Below are 16,178 nucleotides of genomic sequence, written 5' to 3'. Positions count from 1 at the left end.
GCGCGATGACGTCGACATGTGCTGACTTCTACGACGCGGAACTGGCCCGTCACCAGCGGCACCTCGGCGCGGCCGCCGGCGTCGGAAGACGCGACCGCGTGCTCGACATCGGCTGCGGTGCGGGGCAGACCACTCGCGAAGCCGCGCGCGCCGCCGTGGAAGGCGAAGCACTCGGCGTGGACACCTCCGCACCGATGCTCGCCATCGCGCGGCAACGCGGCATCGAGGAAGGACTGCGCAACGTGACGTTCGAACAGGGGGACGCGCAGGTTCACGCGTTCCCGAGCGCTCGTTTCGACGTCTGCATCAGCCGCTTCGGCGTGATGTTCTTCGCTGATCCCGCCGCGGCGTTCGCCAACATCGCCCGTGCCCTGAAGCCGGGCGCGCGCCTGGCGTGGATGGTGTGGCAGAGCCAGGAGCGCAACGCCTGGTCCGTCGCCGTGCGCCTTGCATTGGCGCCGGAGACGGCCGCCTCCGCCGGCACTCCGGCGACGTTCTCGCTCGGCGATCCCGCGGTCGTCACGACGCTGCTGACCTCGGCCGGTTTCGCCTCGATCGGGTTCACCGAGGTACGCGAGCCGGTCTTCTACGGACCGGACGTCGACGCGGCGTTCGAGGCCGTCTCCGGCTTCCAGTTCGTGCGCGAGGCGCTGGCGCGCACGGACGAACCGCCCGGCGCGATGTCGCGGCGGCTGCGCGACGTGCTGGAAGCGCACCGGAGCGCCGAGGGCGTGCTGTTCGATTCGCGCGCGTGGATCGTCACGGCGTCACGCGCGGCCGAATAGACCGCGCCAGCACCGCCGCGTCGATACGGGCGAGCGTCCACTCTGCCAACAGCCGTTCCGGTATCCGGTCGACACGCCGGCTCCTTCGCCGGAAGCGACCGCCCGGACACCGGGCTCACTGCTCGGCCACGGTCTCCAGCAGCGGCGAGGCGAACATCGCCTGCGGCGAGATCACCGTTTCGTCCAGCGGGATGTTCTTGCCGTACCGCTCGCGCAGCTTGGCCCGCACCAGCGGATCATCGAGCGCGAAGTCGCCGAGCTTCGCGCGCTCGCCGAGCCGCACGCCGAGCGCGCGGTCGTACAGTTTCCAGACCAGCTCGGAACAGTAGAGGCGACGGTCCGACCATTCGAAGGCGGCGTCGTAGGGCTTGCCTTCGAAAGCCTTCGCCTCCTCGCGCAGACGATCGACCTGCGCCGCCGTGAGAGGCGTGCGCGGCCGCTTGAGCACGTAGTGCCCGCGTTCGCCGCGCGCCAGCCACGTTTCCAGCGGCGTGTAGCGCACCGTTCGCTCGGCTTCGAAGACGAACGCGCGGCCATTGCGCGTCAGCACCACGCCCATGTGGCTGTAGCGCGAACCGGTCGCTTTCTGGATCGCCGCGCTCTGCGCCGAGCGCGAGGTCTGGAAAAGAAGGTCTCCGTCGACGACGGAAGGCGCCGGCGCGGCGCCGCAGGCGGCCGAGACGAAGCCGAGCAGCGCGCCGAAACGAACGACGGCGGATCGCATCGAGGCGAGCCGCCGCCGGTGCCTCGTGCCGACGTCAGTCGACCCGCGTCGACATCGCCCCGTACGGCAGGATGCGCGCCGCCAGCTTGACGTCGGTGCGGATCAGGTCGATCTCGTCGGCGAGGATGTGGGCGGCTTCGTCGAGCACGACGTCGCGCTTGTCCTTCGCCTTCTTCTCGCGCTCGATGTCGGTGGTGATGCTGCGCTCGTCGGGTTGCAGGCCGTCGTCCTGCAGGCCGGCGTCCTCGCCCTTGTCGGCGGGCGCGTCCGCGCCATCGCGCTTCTGCGACTTACCGCCGTCCTTCTTCGTATCGACCGCGATCTTCACGCCGTCGTCGGCGTCGGCCTTGCGCGGACGATCGCGGACGCCCGCGGCTTCGCGGATCTTCTGCTCCGTCTTGGCCGCCGGGTCCGCCGAAGGCGTCGCCGAAGTGCTGGCCTGGTCGCGCTCCTTGCGCTTGGCTTCCTGGTCGTCGCGCTCCTTGCGCCGCGCCTGCTCGTTCAGCGAAACGGTCTTCTCCGCGCGCAGCTTGCGGATGTCGGCGAGATCGGCTTCGAAGTTCTTCCAGTCGACGTTCTTCGCCACGCGCGCGTCGTGCCGCTGCAGCAGCTCCGGCACCACCGGCTTGAGGTCGGCCACCGGCGCGTACTTCGCCGGCTCGATCGAGGTCCACGGCAGCGCGTTGTCGTAGCTCGATTCGCCGAAGTCCTTCGCCTCGACGGTCAGCGGGAAGCTGATGTCCGGCGTGACGCCGCGCAGCTGAGTCGAGCCGCCGTTGATGCGGAAGAACTGCGCGATGGTCATCTTGACCTCGCCGAAGGTCGGCTTCTCGTTGTGCGCGACGTCGTCGAGATCGACCAGGTTCTGCACCGTGCCCTTGCCGAAGGTCGGCTCGCCGACGATCAGGCCGCGGCCGTAGTCCTGGATCGCCGCGGCGAAGATCTCCGACGCCGAGGCCGAGGCACGGTTGACCAGCACGGCGAGCGGGCCGTCCCAGGCCATGCCGGGATTGCTGTCTTCTTCGGCTTCGATCTGGCCGCCGGCGTTGCGCACCTGCACCACCGGGCCCTTGTCGATGAACAGGCCGGTGAGATCGGTCGCCTCGGCCAGCGAGCCGCCGCCGTTGTTGCGCAGGTCGACGATGACGCCGTCGACCTTGTCGGTCTTCAGCTCGCCGAGCAGCTTCTCGACGTCGCGCGTGGCGCTCTTGTAGTTGCGGTCGCCGCGGCGGCGCGCGTCGAAGTCCTGGTAGAAGGTCGGCAGCGAGATCACGCCGATCTTGCGCGTGTGGTCGCCGCCCTTGACCTCGATGATCGACTTCTTCGCCGCCTGCTCTTCGATGCTGACCTTCTTGCGCGTCAGCGCGAGCGTGACGTGCTTGCCGTCGGGGCCGGCGTCGGCCGGCAGCACCTCCAGGCGCACGACGGTGTCCTTGGCGCCGCGGATCTTCTCGACCACGTCGTCCAGGCGCCAGCCGATCACGTCGACGATCTGCCCGTGCTCGCCCTGGCCGACGCCGACGACGCGGTCGCCGACCTTCAGCTTGCCGGACAGCGCGGCCGGGCCGCCGGGCACGATCTCGCGGATCGCGGTGTAGTCGTCGTCGCGCTGCAGCACCGCGCCGATGCCCTCCAGCGACAGCTTCATCGCGATGTCGAAGTTCTCCGACGCGCGCGGGCCGAGGTAGTTGGTGTGCGGCTCGATCGACGAGGCGTACGCGTTCATGAAGGTCTGGAACACGTCCTCGCTGTTGAGCTGGCGCACGCGGTCCAGGTAGGCCGCGTAGCGCTTGTCGAGCGTGTCGCGGATGTCCTTGTCGGACTTGCTGGCGAGCTTCAGGCGCAGCCAGTCGTTCTTGACGCGCTTGCGCCAGAGTTCGTCGAGTTCGGCGGTGTCCTTCGCCCACGGCGCCTTCTCGCGGTCGTACTGGTAGTTCTCGTCGGCGGCGAAGTCGAAGCCCTTGGCCAGCGCCGCGCGCGCGTAGGCGACGCGTTCGGCGACGCGCTGCTCGTAGATGTTGAACATCGCGTAGGGCGCGGCGAGATCCTGGTCGTAGATCGCGTCGTCGAGCTTGTCCTTGTACGGCGCGAACTTGTCGATGTCGCTCTGCGTGAAGAACAGCTTGTCGCCGTCGAGCGAGTCGAGATAGCGCTTGAAGATCTGCTCGCTCATCGCGTCGTCGAGCGGCGTGGGCTTGTAGTGGAAGCGTGTCAGGAAGCGCGTCGCCCACACGGCCGCCTCGGTCTGCGAAGGCGTCGCCTTCAGCAGCGGCGCGCCCGCTCCTTCGGTCGGCTTGGCGAATACCGGCCCGATCAGGGCGGTCAGCGCAACGGTCAACAGCAACTTCCGCATCGGTATCACCCTGGTTGATGCGCGGTTCTTTCCGCGCAAAGCGAAATCAGACCACGCGTCCTTGCGCGGACTTAGCAATGTGGCACACGCCGTCGCGTGCGACGTCCGACGACCGGACCATCGCTCACGCCACCTGAACGAAGCCCGCCGCGTGCGCCATCTCGTCCGCGTGGTACGAGGAGCGCACCATCGGTCCCGAGGCGACGTGCTCGAAACCGAGGCTCATCCCGAGCTGCTCGAACGCCTTGAATTCTTCCGGCGTCCAGTAGCGCAACACGGGGTGGTGATGCGGGCTCGGCTGCAGGTACTGGCCGATCGTCACCATATCGACATCGTGGGCACGCAGATCGTTCAACGTTTCCTCGACCTGCTCCCAGGTTTCGCCCAGGCCCAGCATGATGCCGGACTTGGTCGGCACGTCCGGATGCTGCGCCTTGAAGCGCTTCAGGAGGTCGAGCGACCAGTCGTAGTCGGCGCCCGGACGCACTTCGCGATACAGCGCGCGCGGCGTCTCCAGGTTGTGGTTGAACACGTCCGGCGGATCGCCGGCGAGCGCCTCCAGCGCGCGCTCCATGCGGCCCTTGCCGCGGAAGTCCGGGGTCAGGATCTCGATGCGGATGCCGGGATTCTCGAAGCGCACCGCCTTGATGCAGGCGGCGAAGTGCGCGGCGCCGCCGTCGCGCAGGTCGTCGCGGTCGACCGAGGTGATCACGACGTACTTCAGGCCCATGTCGCGGATCGTGCCGGCCAGGTGCGCCGGTTCCAGCGGATCGGGCGCCTTCGGGCGGCCGTGCGCGACGTCGCAGAACGAGCAGCGCCGCGTGCACACCTCGCCGAGGATCATGAAGGTGGCGGTGCCCTTGCCGAAGCACTCGTGGATGTTCGGGCAGGAGGCTTCCTCGCACACCGTGACCAGGCGGTTCTCGCGCAGCTTGGCCTTGAGCTTGGCGACGGCGTTGCCGGGCGGGATGCGCACGCGGATCCACGACGGCTTGCGCAAGGTCGGCGCGTCGGCGAACGTCGCGCGGTTGCGTGCGATCTTGTCCTCGCCGAGCTGCTTGTCCGGCGATGCCCCGGCGACGGGCGTAGGGATGACAGCCAGCGGAATGGTCTTGACGTCGGTCATGCTGCTTCGAGTCAGGCTCACCGAGCGACGTGCACGGCGTCGGCGGTGGCGGAAAGGGGGAGTTCTGCCGCGGCGGTTTGCGGCACGAGGCCGAATTGTCGCGCCAGCTCGCCGATCAGGACGGTTTCGACCTCGGCCAGCGAGCCAGGCCCGCCCAAGTCTAGCACCTGGGTGACGGCCAAACCCTGGTAGCCGCAGGGATTGATGCGGTGGAACGGCTCCAGATCCATGTCCACGTTGAAGGCGAGACCGTGGAACGAACAGCCGCGCCGCACGCGCAGGCCGAGCGCAGCGACCTTGGCGTCGCCGACGTAGACGCCCGGCGCGCCGTCGCGGCGCACCGCGACGATGTTCCAGGTCTCCAGCGTGTCGATGATCGCCTGCTCGATCCGCTGCACCAGCTCGCGCACGCCGACCTTCAGCCGGCGCAGGTCGAACAGCGGATAGGCGACGATCTGGCCCGGCCCGTGGTAGGTCACCTGGCCGCCGCGATCGACCGGCACCACCGGGATCTCGCCCGGCAGCAGCACGTGCTCCCACTTGCCGGCCTGGCCGAGGGTGAAGACCGGATCATGCTCGAGCACCCACAGTTCGTCCGGCGTTTCCGCTCCGCGCCGATCGGTGAACGCCTGCATCGCACGCCAGACGGGTTCGTAGGGTTGGCGGCCGAGGCGGCGGACGATCAGTGGCTGGGACATGTCGCGTAGATGGGTTCTCAGGCTCGTTTCACAATCACGACGTACGGCGGACCCGCACGCCTCCGCCTTGCTAGACTCACCGCACCTGCCACGGGGGAGTCGCGTCATGCGCAGCAAGACGGCTGGGTTGGGCATCGTACTCGCATTCTCGGCGCCGCTCGCCGCCCTTTCGGCGAGCGCTCGCGCCGAGCCGCCGGCGAGCGTGCCCGACAAGGACACGCAGTCCCTGATCGACACGTATCGACGCGGCCAGCTCGATCTCTTCGACACGCTGCGCAACGACGCCTCGCCGCGCCGGCAAGTGCTGGCCGCGCGCCTGTACGTCGACGACGAAGACGTGCCGACCGTCCTGCGCCCGAAGCGCCAGGACGTGGTCGCGAACGCCGCCCAGCTGGCGCGCGGCGACGCGGTCGTGCAATGGATCGCCGCCGATTCCGGCAACTACTACTCCAGCCAATGCGGCCCGACGCGCTGGCCCGAAGCGGAAGTCGCCGCCCTGGTGCGGCTGGAACCGGACAATGCCGGCGCGCTGCAGTACGCCGTCGCGCTGGCGCACGCGAAGGGCGGACAGGCCGCGCTCGACGAGGCGCTCTCACGCATGGCCTCGGCGACGCGCGCCGACGACCATTCCGGCGCGGAAGTGGCCGAATGGCGCAAGGCGCTCACCGCCCATCCCGAAGCCGGCTTCGGCGACTCGCGGGAGGATGCCTCGGTCGAGGAGCGCGCGCTGCTGGACGCCCTGCGCCACGCCGATTCCAGCGTCGCACCGACCACGAACGCCCTGCAAAGCGTCTGCGCGCCCGACGGCAACGTCGAGCAGGCCTGGCAGCGCCTCGGCTGGTGCGTCGAGGCCGGCACGCTGATGGCCGGCAAGGGCACCAGCTTCGCCCTGCGCGAAACCGGCCTGAAGATGCTCACCGCCGCGGGCGCCACGCCGAGCGACCTCGCCGAACTGCAGCGCCAGTTCGACTGGCTGAAAGCGCACGCGCCCAATCCGCTGCGCAACATGACGGCCTTCGGCGACGACCTTGCCGATCTCGTCGCGGACTGGCGCGGCGCACCGAACGAAATCGCCGCGACCGAACGCCGGCTCGAGCGCCTCGGTCAACCGATGACTCCGCCGGCCGGCTGGGTCGACGCGGACTCGGAGGAAAAGGCCACCGCCTCCGCGGCGGAGAACGCGTGGCGGGACTACGTCCGCGCCTTGCTCGACGACATGCGCGGCAGCACCGACGTGCGCACGCAAGCCTTGGCGCTGGGCTCGGACAAGGTCTTCGCCTTCTGGCTCGATACCGCCGGCCCCGCGGACGCGCCGGCGACGAAAGACGCATCGGCGCCCGATGCCCTCGCCGCGCTGGCAGCGGCGAACCCGGACGACCTGCTGGTGCAGTGGGTCGTCGCCACCTCGAGCAGCGACGCCGCCGGCGCCGCGATCGCCAACGTGCAACGGCTCGACGCCGACAACGCGGCGGCCTGGGGCCTGTCGCTGTCGGCCGCCGATGCGGACACACCGGCGCTCCTGCAGCGCATGGCGGAGGCGAAGCGGTACGACGAACATCTGGCCGACCTGCTCGCGCCGTGGCTCGCCGCCGTGGGCAAACGCCCGATACCTTTGGAAAACCTCCAGGCCACGCTGCTGCCGTCGTCGTCGGTCGAGAATTTCTCCGCCGACACGGCCGGCAAGGCCGCGGCGCTGAGCTTCGCGATGATCCATTCGACCAGCGCATCGCACTTCGCCAGCGTACATACCGCGTGCAAGCAGCGCGGCGACGCGGACGACGCGCGGCGCCGAGAGGCATGCCTCGCGATCGGCCGCCTCATGCTGAATTCGAGCGACACGGCCATCAGCGCACGGATCGGCAGCACGATCCTGCGCGAAGTCGGTCCGCTCGCGCCGGGCGACCAGCAGCGCGAACGCCGCATCGCCTGGTGGCAGGAAACGCAACTGAACGCGTTTACCGAAGGGTCCAACCTCGACGCCTATTTCGACGATTTCGCCTCGACCGGCAGTGAAATTGAAGCGTTGCGCCTGGCGGCGACACGCGCCGGCAAGGCCGAGCCGCCGGCCGAGTGGAAATCGCCGTCGGAAAAGCGCGCCCAGAAAGGGAAATAGAGCGCGCACGGCGCCGCGCGGGATGGGCCGGCGGCGCTATCGGCGACTCGGCGATGAACGCTCGCCGCGTCCGGCGTATGCCGGGCTCTGCCCCGCAGCGCCGCGTCGCACGCCGGGCAGGTGAAGCGGGCAATGACCGGAACGTCGTTGCCCTTGCACGAAAGACCTCTCTGCATCGCGTCGGCGATCACCCGCTGCCGCGTCTTCCCGAGGCGCCGTTGCGAATGGCCCCGGCTCACGAGAAAGATCGGCAGGACCTCGAAAGCGACCGTGCCGATCGCTTGCGCCTTGCCGTCTACCGCGCCGCTGCCGGCAGCGGCGACCGCGCTCCAGGCATGTCGTTTTTCAGGCCGGATCGGCGTAGGGAAGGTCGTTGATCTGTTCCTTCGAATGGCGGGCTGTCCCGTGATGGTCCGTCGCCAGTTCTCCGCCCCAGCCCCGCATCCAGGACACCGCCGCCATGCGACCTCATTTCCCGCCAGCCCTGTGCGCCATCCTCATCCTCGCCGGCTGCTCGCAGAACCCTCCGGCGGCGCGGACGGTCGACGTGGTCGATCGCGCTTTCGGCCTTTCCATGCCCGATCCGTACCGCTGGATGGAAGGCGAGAAGAACGCCGAGTTCGATGCCTGGCTGAAGGCGCAGGGCGCGGCTTCGCGCGCGAAGCTGGACGCGCTGCCGACACTGCAATCCTGGCGCGAACGCCTGACCCGGGTGGCCGCCGCCACGACCAGGCACAGCGCCCATACGCTGGTCGGCGACCGCCTGTTCTTCCTGCGCGCGCCGACCGGCAAGGAAGGCATGTTGATGGTGCGCGACGCCGACGGCGAGGAACGCCTGCTGCTCGACCCGAACACCGTGCAGGGCGGCGCCAGCATCGGCGGCTTCAGCGTGTCGCGCGACGGCGGCAAGGTGGCGGTGAACATCGGCTTCGGCGGCAACGAGATCGGCGAGATCGAACTTTTCGACACGGTCACCGGCAAGCGCCTGACCGATACGCTGAAACCGGTATGGAGCGAATTCCCCATCTCCTGGCTGCCCGACGGCAGCGGCTTCTTCTACACCCGTTTGCGCGATGTCCAACCGGACGATCCCGATCCGATACAAGGCTCCGGCGCCTACCTGCACCGACTCGGCCAGGCGCAGGCCGAGGACCGACTGCTGGCGCGCGCCGGCGCCGACGATGCGCTGAAAATCGTCGCCCACGACTTCCCCGTCATCCTCACCGCGCCCGGCAGCGATTGGACCTTGCTGCTGATCGGAGGCGCACGCGCTTCCGCCCGCGCATGCGTGACACCGCTGGCCGACGCCGTGACGGCAGACGCCACATGGCGCTGCCCGACCGACGACGCCGACAATGTGCAGAGCAGCGCGCTGCACGGCGATACCCTGTACCTGTTGTCGGCGAAAGGCACGCCCAATCGGCAGGTGCTGGCGCTGGACCTGCGCGATCCGAAGGCAACTTTGGCCGCCGCGAGGATCGTGGTTCCCGAACGCGCGGACGCCGTCCTGACGGAATTGGGCGTCGCGAAGGACGGCCTCTACCTCAAGTCCATGCGCCACGGCCTCGATCGCGTCGAACGCATGGACTATGCCGCCGGCGCATTGGTCCCGACCGCGCTGCCCGGAGAAGGCAGCGTCTATCTGATGCGCACCGACCCACGCCAGGACGGCGTCCTGCTGTCGCTGGAAAGCTGGACCGTCCCCCGCAAGGTCTATCTGGCCCGTGACGGAAATCTGTCCGACACCGGCCTCGGCACGCTGGACGCGCCGGCGTATCCGGAGCTGATCAGCGAGGAAATCGAGGCCACCAGCGCCGACGGTACCCAGGTGCCGCTGAGCGTGATCCGTCGTCGCGACTTGGAACTGGATGGCCATGCGCGGGCCATCGTGGAAGGCTACGGCGGTTACGGCATCAGCCTGCAGCCGTATTTTTCGCCGCTCCTGCTGGAATGGCCGCAGGCAGGCGCCGTTCTGGCGGATTGCCACGCGCGCGGCGGCGGCGAGAACGGCGATGCCTGGCGCCTCGGCGGCAGCGGCGCCAACAAGCAGCGCGGCGTCGAGGACTTCATCGCCTGCGCCCGGGAGCTGGTCCGGCGCGGCTACAGCGTGCCGGCGCGGATCAGCGGCTCTGGCGCCAGCATGGGCGGCCTCCTCACCGGCGGCGCCTACACCACCGCACCGGACGCCTGGGGTGCAATGGTGGTGCACGCGGGCGAATTGACCGCGACGCGCCTGCTCTCGGAAAAGAACGGCGCCAACCAGATGGCCGAGATGGGCGACCCGCGCACCGAAACCGGGATGAGACAACTGCTGGCGATGGATCCCTACCAGCACGTGCGCGACGGGACGAAATACCCACCGCTGCTGCTGGTCGTCGGCCTGGTCGATCAGCGCGTGGCGCCGTGGCACAGCGGCAAGTTCGGCGCACGGGTGATGGCGGCCTCGCCGTCCACGCCGGTGTGGTATCGCACCGACGATCAGTTCGGCCACTTCGCCACCAGCGCGAATGCGCAAGCGCTGGAATACGCCGACATGTACGCCTTCCTGGACGCGATGCTGGCCGGGCCAGGCGGATCGAGGTAGGAACGGCCCACTCGCTCCACAGGATCAGACGCGCCGTCCACGATCAGCCGGCCGCGCGGTTCGGTCGTGCGCGCGGAGCGGCCTGGAACCGCTTCAGCGCTGGTCGAGACGCGTCTCGACCTCGGCGCTCACAGCGTCCAGCGTATCCCAGGCTCCGCGCGCAGCGCCGCGTGCGCGGCGTCGTACTTCTCGCGCGACGGGCAGGTGAAGCTCGCCGTGACCGACACGTAGTTGCCCTCGCGCGAGGGCCGCACCTGTACCGCGTCGGCGAGCACCGTGAGGCCGAGGCTGTCGAGGATTTCCGGCACGCGGTGCTCGAGATCGGCGGCGGCGCTGCCCATCGCGGTGATCTCGAACACGCCCGGAAACTGGAAGCCCTGCTCCGGATTCTGCGCGTGGATGTCGTCGAGGTCTTTCATGGGTTGGCTCGCTTGGAAAAGAAAAGAGCGTCGGACGCGGATCGGCGCGGATCAAGGCGCATAAGGCCAATGCCTCCCTTGCTGCCTTATCCGTGTCGATCCGCGTCGATCCGTGTCCAAAAGCTCTAGTTGCCTTTCGGCGCTTCCGCCGACACGGCCGGTCCGGCGTCGCCCTTGAACCACATCCAGAAGCCGTCGGACAGGCGCTTGAAGAAGCCGCCTTCGCCGCCGTCGGCCAGCGCGACCAGCGGCCGTTCGAGCAGCGTCTTGCCGTCGAGCGTGACCTTCAACATGCCGACCTGCTTGCCCTTCTCGATCGGCGCGATCAGGCGCGAGGGCATTTCCAGGCTCGCCTTGAGGTCGCCGTAGCGCCCGCGCGGAAAGGTGATCAGCACGTCCTCGGCGACGCCGAGCGGCAGGTTCGCGGCCTCGCCCTTCCACAGCTCGGGATCGGCCAGCGGCTTGTTCGCCGGATACAGCTTCTGCGTTTCGAAGAAACGGAAACCGTAGGCGAGCAGGGCCTGGTTGTCGTCGGCGCGCTGCTTCTCGCTCGGCGCGCCCATCACCACCGCGATCAGGCGCTGGTCGCCGCGCAAGGCCGAGGTGGCGAGGCAGAAACCGGCCTCGGAGGTGTGGCCGGTCTTGATGCCGTCGACGGTGGAATCGCGCCACAGCAGCGTGTTGCGGTTGTGCTGCTTGATGCCGTTCCACTCGAAATCCTTGACCGAGTAGACCTTGTATTCGTCGGGATAGTCGTGGATCAGCGCGCGCGACAGCACGGCGATGTCGCGCGCGGTCGTGTAGTGGTTCGGATTGGGCAGGCCGCTGGCGTCGACGTAATTGGTGCCGTTCATGCCGAGCTTGGCCGCGTACTGGTTCATCAGCTGGGCGAACGTCGCCTCGGAACCAGCCGTGTGCTCGGCCAGCGCGATCGCGGCGTCGTTGCCGGACTGGATGATCATGCCGTACAGCAGGTCCTTCAGCGGCACCTGGCTGTTGAGCTGCAGGAAGCTGGTCGAGCCGTCGGTGCCGGCGCCGCCGGAGCGCCAGGCGTTCTCGCTGATGGCGACCTTGTCGTCCATCTTGATCTTGCCGTGCGCGAGCTCGGCCGAGACGACGTAGGAGGTCATCACCTTGGTGATCGACGCCGGCGCGACGCGCGCGTCCATGTTGCTCTCGGCGAGGATCTGGCCGCTGGTGTAGTCCATCAGCACCCAGCTCTTGGCGTCGATCGTCGGCGGCGGCGGCACCGGACCGCTGCCGGGAGTCCCCGGCGCCGGCGGCGCCGCCGGCTTGGCGACCGGCTGCGGGGTCGGCAGATTGGCCGGCTGCGACGGCGCCGAAGCGGGCTCCGGCTTCGCCGCCGCGGGTGCTGCCGCGGCGGGAGCCGGAGCGGCCTGCACGCCCGTCGCGGCGAGCGCGCAGGCGAACAGAAGAGGCCGGATCAGGAGGTTCACTTTCATTCGGGACTGAGATCCTTGCACATCGCAAAAAAAGGATTGTCGCAGAGCATGCCGGTCAAAACACCCCGCACGAGCGATCGCGCGATCGGCGGTACGCCTGGCATTCAGCGCTCGATCGCGACGCGCGGCGCGCCGAGGCCGAGTTGTTCGATGCGCTCGGTCATCGCGTCGGCGGCGTCCACGTCGGGCAGCGGACCGACGCGCACGCGATGCACCGTGCGCCCGTCGACCGTGGCCGACTGGATGTCGACGCGATCCAGGCCGGCGCGCGTCGCGTTGGCGACGGCGCGTTCGGCATTGGCGCGATCGCCGAACGCGCCGATCTGCAGATAGATGCGCGGCGCGCCGCCGGCGGACGGCGGCGGCTCGTCGGCGCGTGCCGGGACGATCGGACGCGACGGCGCGATCGAGGCGACCTGGGTCGGCGGCAGCGCGTCCGGACGCTCCGGATCGATCGCGCGCACCTCGACCAGGCCGGTGCCCTTCGGCCACACGCCGATCTTGACCGCGGCCGCATAGGACAGGTCGATCAGGCGGTTCTCGTGAAACGGGCCGCGATCGTTGACGCGCACGACCACGCTCTTGCCGTTCTCCAGGTTCGTCACGCGCGCATAGCTCGGCAGCGGCAGCGTCTTGTGCGCGGCGCTGAACGCGTACATGTCGTAGGGCTCGAACGAGGACGTCATGTAGCCGTGGAACTTGTTGCCGTACCACGAGGCGACGCCGCGCTCGCTGTAGCCGCGCGCGTCCGGCAGCACGCGATAGCTGCGGCCGAGCACGCTGTAGGTCTCGCGGTTGCCGTAACGCGAGCGCGGTTCGGCTTTCGGCACCGGTTCGGGAATCTTGCTGACGTCGATCGCCGGGGCGTCGGGACCGCCGTCCTGGTCCTTGTGGTAGCGCTCGGACTGCTGCCGCGACGTCTCCGCCGGCAAGCGATCGCCGCGCGGACTCGACGGCGGCGTGCGCGGTGCGTCGCGGCGCGGCTTGGGCCCGCTGCAGGCGGCCAGCGCGAGGCCGAGCGCGGCGAGGAGAAGCGCGCGCGACGCGCTCACGAGGCGGGCGTTTCCGCGGCGCCGGCGGCGATCGCCTGCGCCAGCTGCCACACCGCCATCGAATACAGCGGGCTCCTGTTGTAGCGCGTGATCACGTAGAAATTCTTGAACGTCAACCAGTACTCGGGTCCGCGCTCGGCTTCCAGCTTGAGCAGGGTCGACGGCGTCTGCGCGTCGACGCGCTCGATCGGCGCGTAGCCCCACGCTTCCAGCTGCTGCAGCGACCAGACCGGTTCGGAGTTCGCCGGCGCGAGCGCCTGCGCGTCGGCCGCCGGCTGCGCGCGCACGGTCACCGGCTGATCCTTCTGCCAGCCGTGCGCGAGGAAATAGTTGGCGACGCTGGCGGTGATGTCCGGCAGCGAATTCCACAGGTCGATGCGGCCGTCGCCGTCCTCGTCCCTGGCCCACTGCGCGATGCTGGTCGGCATGAACTGGCCCCAGCCCATCGCGCCGGCGTACGAGCCCTTCAGCTCGTCGACCGCATAGGGCAGGTGCTGGTCGCCGAGCAGGAACAGCTGCTTCAGCTCGCCGCGGAAGAACTTCGCGCGCGGCGGGTAGTTGAACGCCAGCGTCGACAGCGCGTCGAGCACGCGGTACTTGCCGGTGTTCTTGCCGTAGCCGGTCTCCACGCCGATGATCGCGACGATGATCTCCGGCGGCACGCCGTACTCGCCGCCGATGCGGTCGAGCAGTTCGGCATTGGCGCGGCGGAACGCGACGCCGTCGGCGATGCGCTTGTCGGTGACGAAGATCGGCCGGTAGTCCTTCCACTCGCGCGTCTTCTCGGCCGGGCGCGCGATCGCGTCGAGGATCGACTGCTGCACCTTGGCGCCGGCGAGGGTCTCCAGCACGCTCTGTGCGCTGGGGCCGCCGTCCTTCGCCACTTCGGCGGCGAAGGCGCGCTGGTCGGCGCTCGGCGGGGTCTTGGCGGTGGCGGCGGCGGATGCCGCCGACGGCGCAGCCTGGCCGCAGGCCAGCGCGCAGAGGAGGATGAGAAAAGTTCTTCGGATCAAGGGAGACTTTCAGGGGCTTGCACGCGGCTACTCTACCATCGCGAGACGGATTTTCGCGCGTGTGCAAATACCTGAATCACCTGCAAAACCAGGCATCCGCCGCGGCCCGCGAACGGGTTGGCACCGGCGTACTTCGCGTGGGGATGCGTCCTCGCGCCGCCGCGCTTGCGCGAACCGCCCGCTCGTCGTACGCGCGGATCGGCATCCTCCGACACGCCGGCGCGCTATTCCCCGATGCGTCTTTCCGATCGCGCCGGTCGGCACCGGCGAAACCACGGTTCATCCTGCCGCGGTCCGTCGACGCGCGTCGCGCCGCGGACATCCATCATCGCCAAGGAGAGCCGATCATGTCGTTTCGCATTCCATTGCCCGCCCTGCTGCTGCTCGCCGCCGTCTCCAATCCGGTCGCCGCGCAGACCGCGCCGACCTTCGGCGACGTCTACGGCTACTTCACGACCGACGCGCAGTACGAGGCCTGGTACACGCTGGCCTCGCAGCTGCGCCGCAATTTCGACGACATCTGCGGCGACACGTTCTGCGAGGGCGACTACAGCAACATCCAGTCGCTCGGCTACCGCTGTTCGGTCGAGCAGACGAGCGGAAAAATCGGGCGCTGCCTCTGGCTGTTCGCCGGCAGCTACGAGGACATCGATCCCGCCACCGGCCGCTTCATCGTGCAGAAGCAGTTCTGGCGCTGCCGCACGCCGCTGGTGCCGGGCACGACGATCGACGCGCTGTTGACGGCGCTGGCCGGCGACGAGCCCTTGTACGCGCCGCTTCCGGGATCGGCGACGACGATCTACGACGGCCTCGTCGACTGCCTCTAGATCGGCACGCCGCCGCCCGGCGCTACCGACGGGCGGCGGACCGGATACAGTCCGCGCCGCCGCCCGCGGGCAGGAGACGACGATGAAGTTCCGCATCGCCAACCGCCATACCGGTGAAGTCCAGTACGAATGCGACCTCACCGACGAAATGGCCGGCGTCGACCGTCCCGCGCAGCTCGGACGGGCGGTCGAAAGCGCGGCCGCGAAACAGGCGGACCTGCACGGCGCCGATTTGAGCGGCGCCGACCTCCGCGAAGCGAGCCTGCGCGGAGCGGACTTGAGCGAGGTGGACCTGCGCCACGCCAGACTCGACGGTGCCGATCTGTCCGGCGCCGACCTGTCCGGCGCGGATTTGCGCAGCGCCGATCTGCGCGGCGCATGCCTGCGCGGCGCGAATCTGTTCGGCGCGCAGCTGCACGGCGCGCGCCTGCGCGAGGCGAATCTGCGCGAGAGCGACGTCAGCGGCGCCGACCTGCACGGTGCGGAACTCGCCGGCGCCGATCTGAGCGATGCCGATCTGTACGACACCGCGCTGATCGGCGCGGACCTGTCCGGCGCCAACCTGCGCGGAGCGCGGCTGCTGCAGGCCAATCTCGCCGGCGCGAACCTCGGCGGTGCGGACCTGCATGGCGCGGACCTGCGCGAAGCGGAACTGCGCGTGGCCGTGTTGCGCGGCGCGAACCTCGGCGATCCGGACTGGATTCCGCGCATTCGCGACATCCATCAAGCCGTCTTGCAGGCCGCCGGCCGCGCGGGAGCGCTCGTTTCCGGCGCCGAGGATGCCGATGGCCCCCAGGGCGCGGCGCGTTCGCGCCCCGGCTGGGTGGTCGCGCTCGCCGGCGAAGCCGGCTACGCGCTGGAACGCACGCACGGAACGCACACGGCCGCGTCGCTGATCTACCAGGCCAGCGATCCCGAACTGGAACACATCCCCGAGTTCTACGCCGACGCCCGGGAAACCCTCGCCGACCTGCGGCGCCTGGCCGAGGCCGCAGCAGCGCGCCACGCCGATACGCCGTGA

13 protein-coding genes are annotated in these 16,178 nt (G+C 69.3%); 5 read left to right on the top strand and 8 right to left on the bottom strand.

What is annotated here, in order from left to right; genetic code table 11:
* Window positions 1-5: 5 nt before the first annotated feature.
* Entirely contained in the window at window positions 6-785 is a 780-nt protein-coding gene (locus tag J7520_RS04815; RefSeq protein ID WP_291184758.1) for a class I SAM-dependent methyltransferase, read from the top strand.
* A 115-nt stretch (window positions 786-900) separates the two neighbouring features.
* Here the strand turns inward: J7520_RS04815 and J7520_RS04810 are convergent, their stop codons facing one another.
* From J7520_RS04810 to lipB, 4 genes are all read right to left on the bottom strand, one after another.
* The gene (locus J7520_RS04810) at window positions 901-1,509 is read right to left on the bottom strand and encodes a YiiX family permuted papain-like enzyme (protein ID WP_291184755.1); all 609 of its coding nucleotides are present in this window, start codon (window positions 1,507-1,509) and stop codon (window positions 901-903) included.
* Between the two features lie 34 nt (window positions 1,510-1,543).
* Window positions 1,544-3,835, bottom strand: a complete 2,292-nt coding sequence (locus tag J7520_RS04805; protein WP_291184904.1) for a carboxy terminal-processing peptidase — start codon at window positions 3,833-3,835, stop codon at window positions 1,544-1,546.
* Between the two features lie 151 nt (window positions 3,836-3,986).
* Entirely contained in the window at window positions 3,987-4,988 is a 1,002-nt protein-coding gene (gene lipA, locus J7520_RS04800; RefSeq protein ID WP_291184752.1) for a lipoyl synthase, read from the bottom strand.
* A gap of 17 nt (window positions 4,989-5,005) precedes the next feature.
* Window positions 5,006-5,686 (bottom strand): lipoyl(octanoyl) transferase LipB, encoded by a 681-nt coding sequence (gene lipB / locus J7520_RS04795; protein WP_291184749.1) that lies wholly within the window; start codon window positions 5,684-5,686, stop codon window positions 5,006-5,008.
* Window positions 5,687-5,792: 106 nt separating this feature from the next.
* Between lipB and J7520_RS04790 the strand changes: the two genes are divergently transcribed.
* Both J7520_RS04790 and J7520_RS04785 read left to right on the top strand, forming a co-directional pair.
* Window positions 5,793-7,799 carry a hypothetical protein gene (locus tag J7520_RS04790; RefSeq protein WP_291184746.1) on the top strand — a complete coding sequence of 669 codons (2,007 nt, stop codon included), beginning with the start codon at window positions 5,793-5,795 and terminating at the stop codon, window positions 7,797-7,799.
* A gap of 460 nt (window positions 7,800-8,259) precedes the next feature.
* Complete coding sequence (locus J7520_RS04785) at window positions 8,260-10,383, top strand: prolyl oligopeptidase family serine peptidase (protein WP_291184743.1); 2,124 nt, start codon at window positions 8,260-8,262, stop codon at window positions 10,381-10,383.
* 128 nt (window positions 10,384-10,511) lie between these two features.
* Here J7520_RS04785 and J7520_RS04780 read toward each other — a convergent pair whose 3' ends face one another.
* The 4 genes from J7520_RS04780 to mltB form a co-directional block, all read right to left on the bottom strand.
* On the bottom strand, window positions 10,512-10,802 hold the full coding sequence (locus tag J7520_RS04780; protein WP_291184740.1) for a DUF493 family protein: 291 nt from the start codon (window positions 10,800-10,802) through the stop codon (window positions 10,512-10,514).
* Window positions 10,803-10,927: 125 nt separating this feature from the next.
* A complete protein-coding gene (locus tag J7520_RS04775; RefSeq protein WP_291184738.1) occupies window positions 10,928-12,265 on the bottom strand; it encodes a D-alanyl-D-alanine carboxypeptidase family protein in 1,338 nt (445 codons plus the stop codon).
* Window positions 12,266-12,369: 104 nt separating this feature from the next.
* Window positions 12,370-13,317: a septal ring lytic transglycosylase RlpA family protein gene (locus J7520_RS04770; protein ID WP_291184736.1), complete on the bottom strand. Its 948-nt coding sequence runs from the start codon at window positions 13,315-13,317 to the stop codon at window positions 12,370-12,372.
* Window positions 13,314-14,330: a lytic murein transglycosylase B gene (gene mltB / locus J7520_RS04765; RefSeq protein WP_291184733.1), complete on the bottom strand. Its 1,017-nt coding sequence runs from the start codon at window positions 14,328-14,330 to the stop codon at window positions 13,314-13,316. The genes J7520_RS04770 and mltB overlap by 4 nt, the downstream gene beginning before the upstream one ends.
* A gap of 347 nt (window positions 14,331-14,677) precedes the next feature.
* Between mltB and J7520_RS04760 the strand changes: the two genes are divergently transcribed.
* Both J7520_RS04760 and J7520_RS04755 read left to right on the top strand, forming a co-directional pair.
* Window positions 14,678-15,157, top strand: coding sequence for a hypothetical protein (locus J7520_RS04760; protein ID WP_291184730.1), 480 nt, complete (start codon window positions 14,678-14,680; stop codon window positions 15,155-15,157).
* 82 nt (window positions 15,158-15,239) lie between these two features.
* On the top strand, window positions 15,240-16,178 hold the full coding sequence (locus tag J7520_RS04755) for a pentapeptide repeat-containing protein (protein ID WP_291184727.1): 939 nt from the start codon (window positions 15,240-15,242) through the stop codon (window positions 16,176-16,178).

This window comes from Dokdonella sp. (assembly GCF_017744955.1).
In the GTDB taxonomy this organism is placed as follows: Bacteria; Pseudomonadota; Gammaproteobacteria; order Xanthomonadales; family Rhodanobacteraceae; genus Dokdonella_A.
The sequence above is the reverse complement of the archived record's forward strand: the minus strand, read 5'-3'. Positions and strand labels throughout refer to the sequence as shown.

Excerpts from the sequence above, each read along its gene's own strand:
- lipB (WP_291184749.1), bottom strand. The coding sequence starts at position 5,686 with ATGTCCCAGCCACTGATCGTCCGCCGCCTCGGCCGCCAACCCTACGAA.
- lipA (WP_291184752.1), bottom strand. The coding sequence starts at position 4,988 with ATGACCGACGTCAAGACCATTCCGCTGGCTGTCATCCCTACGCCCGTC.
- J7520_RS04780 (WP_291184740.1), bottom strand. The coding sequence starts at position 10,802 with ATGAAAGACCTCGACGACATCCACGCGCAGAATCCGGAGCAGGGCTTC.
- J7520_RS04775 (WP_291184738.1), bottom strand. The coding sequence starts at position 12,265 with ATGAAAGTGAACCTCCTGATCCGGCCTCTTCTGTTCGCCTGCGCGCTC.
- J7520_RS04815 (WP_291184758.1), top strand. The coding sequence starts at position 6 with ATGACGTCGACATGTGCTGACTTCTACGACGCGGAACTGGCCCGTCAC.
- J7520_RS04760 (WP_291184730.1), top strand. The coding sequence starts at position 14,678 with ATGTCGTTTCGCATTCCATTGCCCGCCCTGCTGCTGCTCGCCGCCGTC.
- J7520_RS04785 (WP_291184743.1), top strand. The coding sequence starts at position 8,260 with ATGCGACCTCATTTCCCGCCAGCCCTGTGCGCCATCCTCATCCTCGCC.
- J7520_RS04810 (WP_291184755.1), bottom strand. The coding sequence starts at position 1,509 with ATGCGATCCGCCGTCGTTCGTTTCGGCGCGCTGCTCGGCTTCGTCTCG.
- J7520_RS04755 (WP_291184727.1), top strand. The coding sequence starts at position 15,240 with ATGAAGTTCCGCATCGCCAACCGCCATACCGGTGAAGTCCAGTACGAA.
- J7520_RS04790 (WP_291184746.1), top strand. The coding sequence starts at position 5,793 with ATGCGCAGCAAGACGGCTGGGTTGGGCATCGTACTCGCATTCTCGGCG.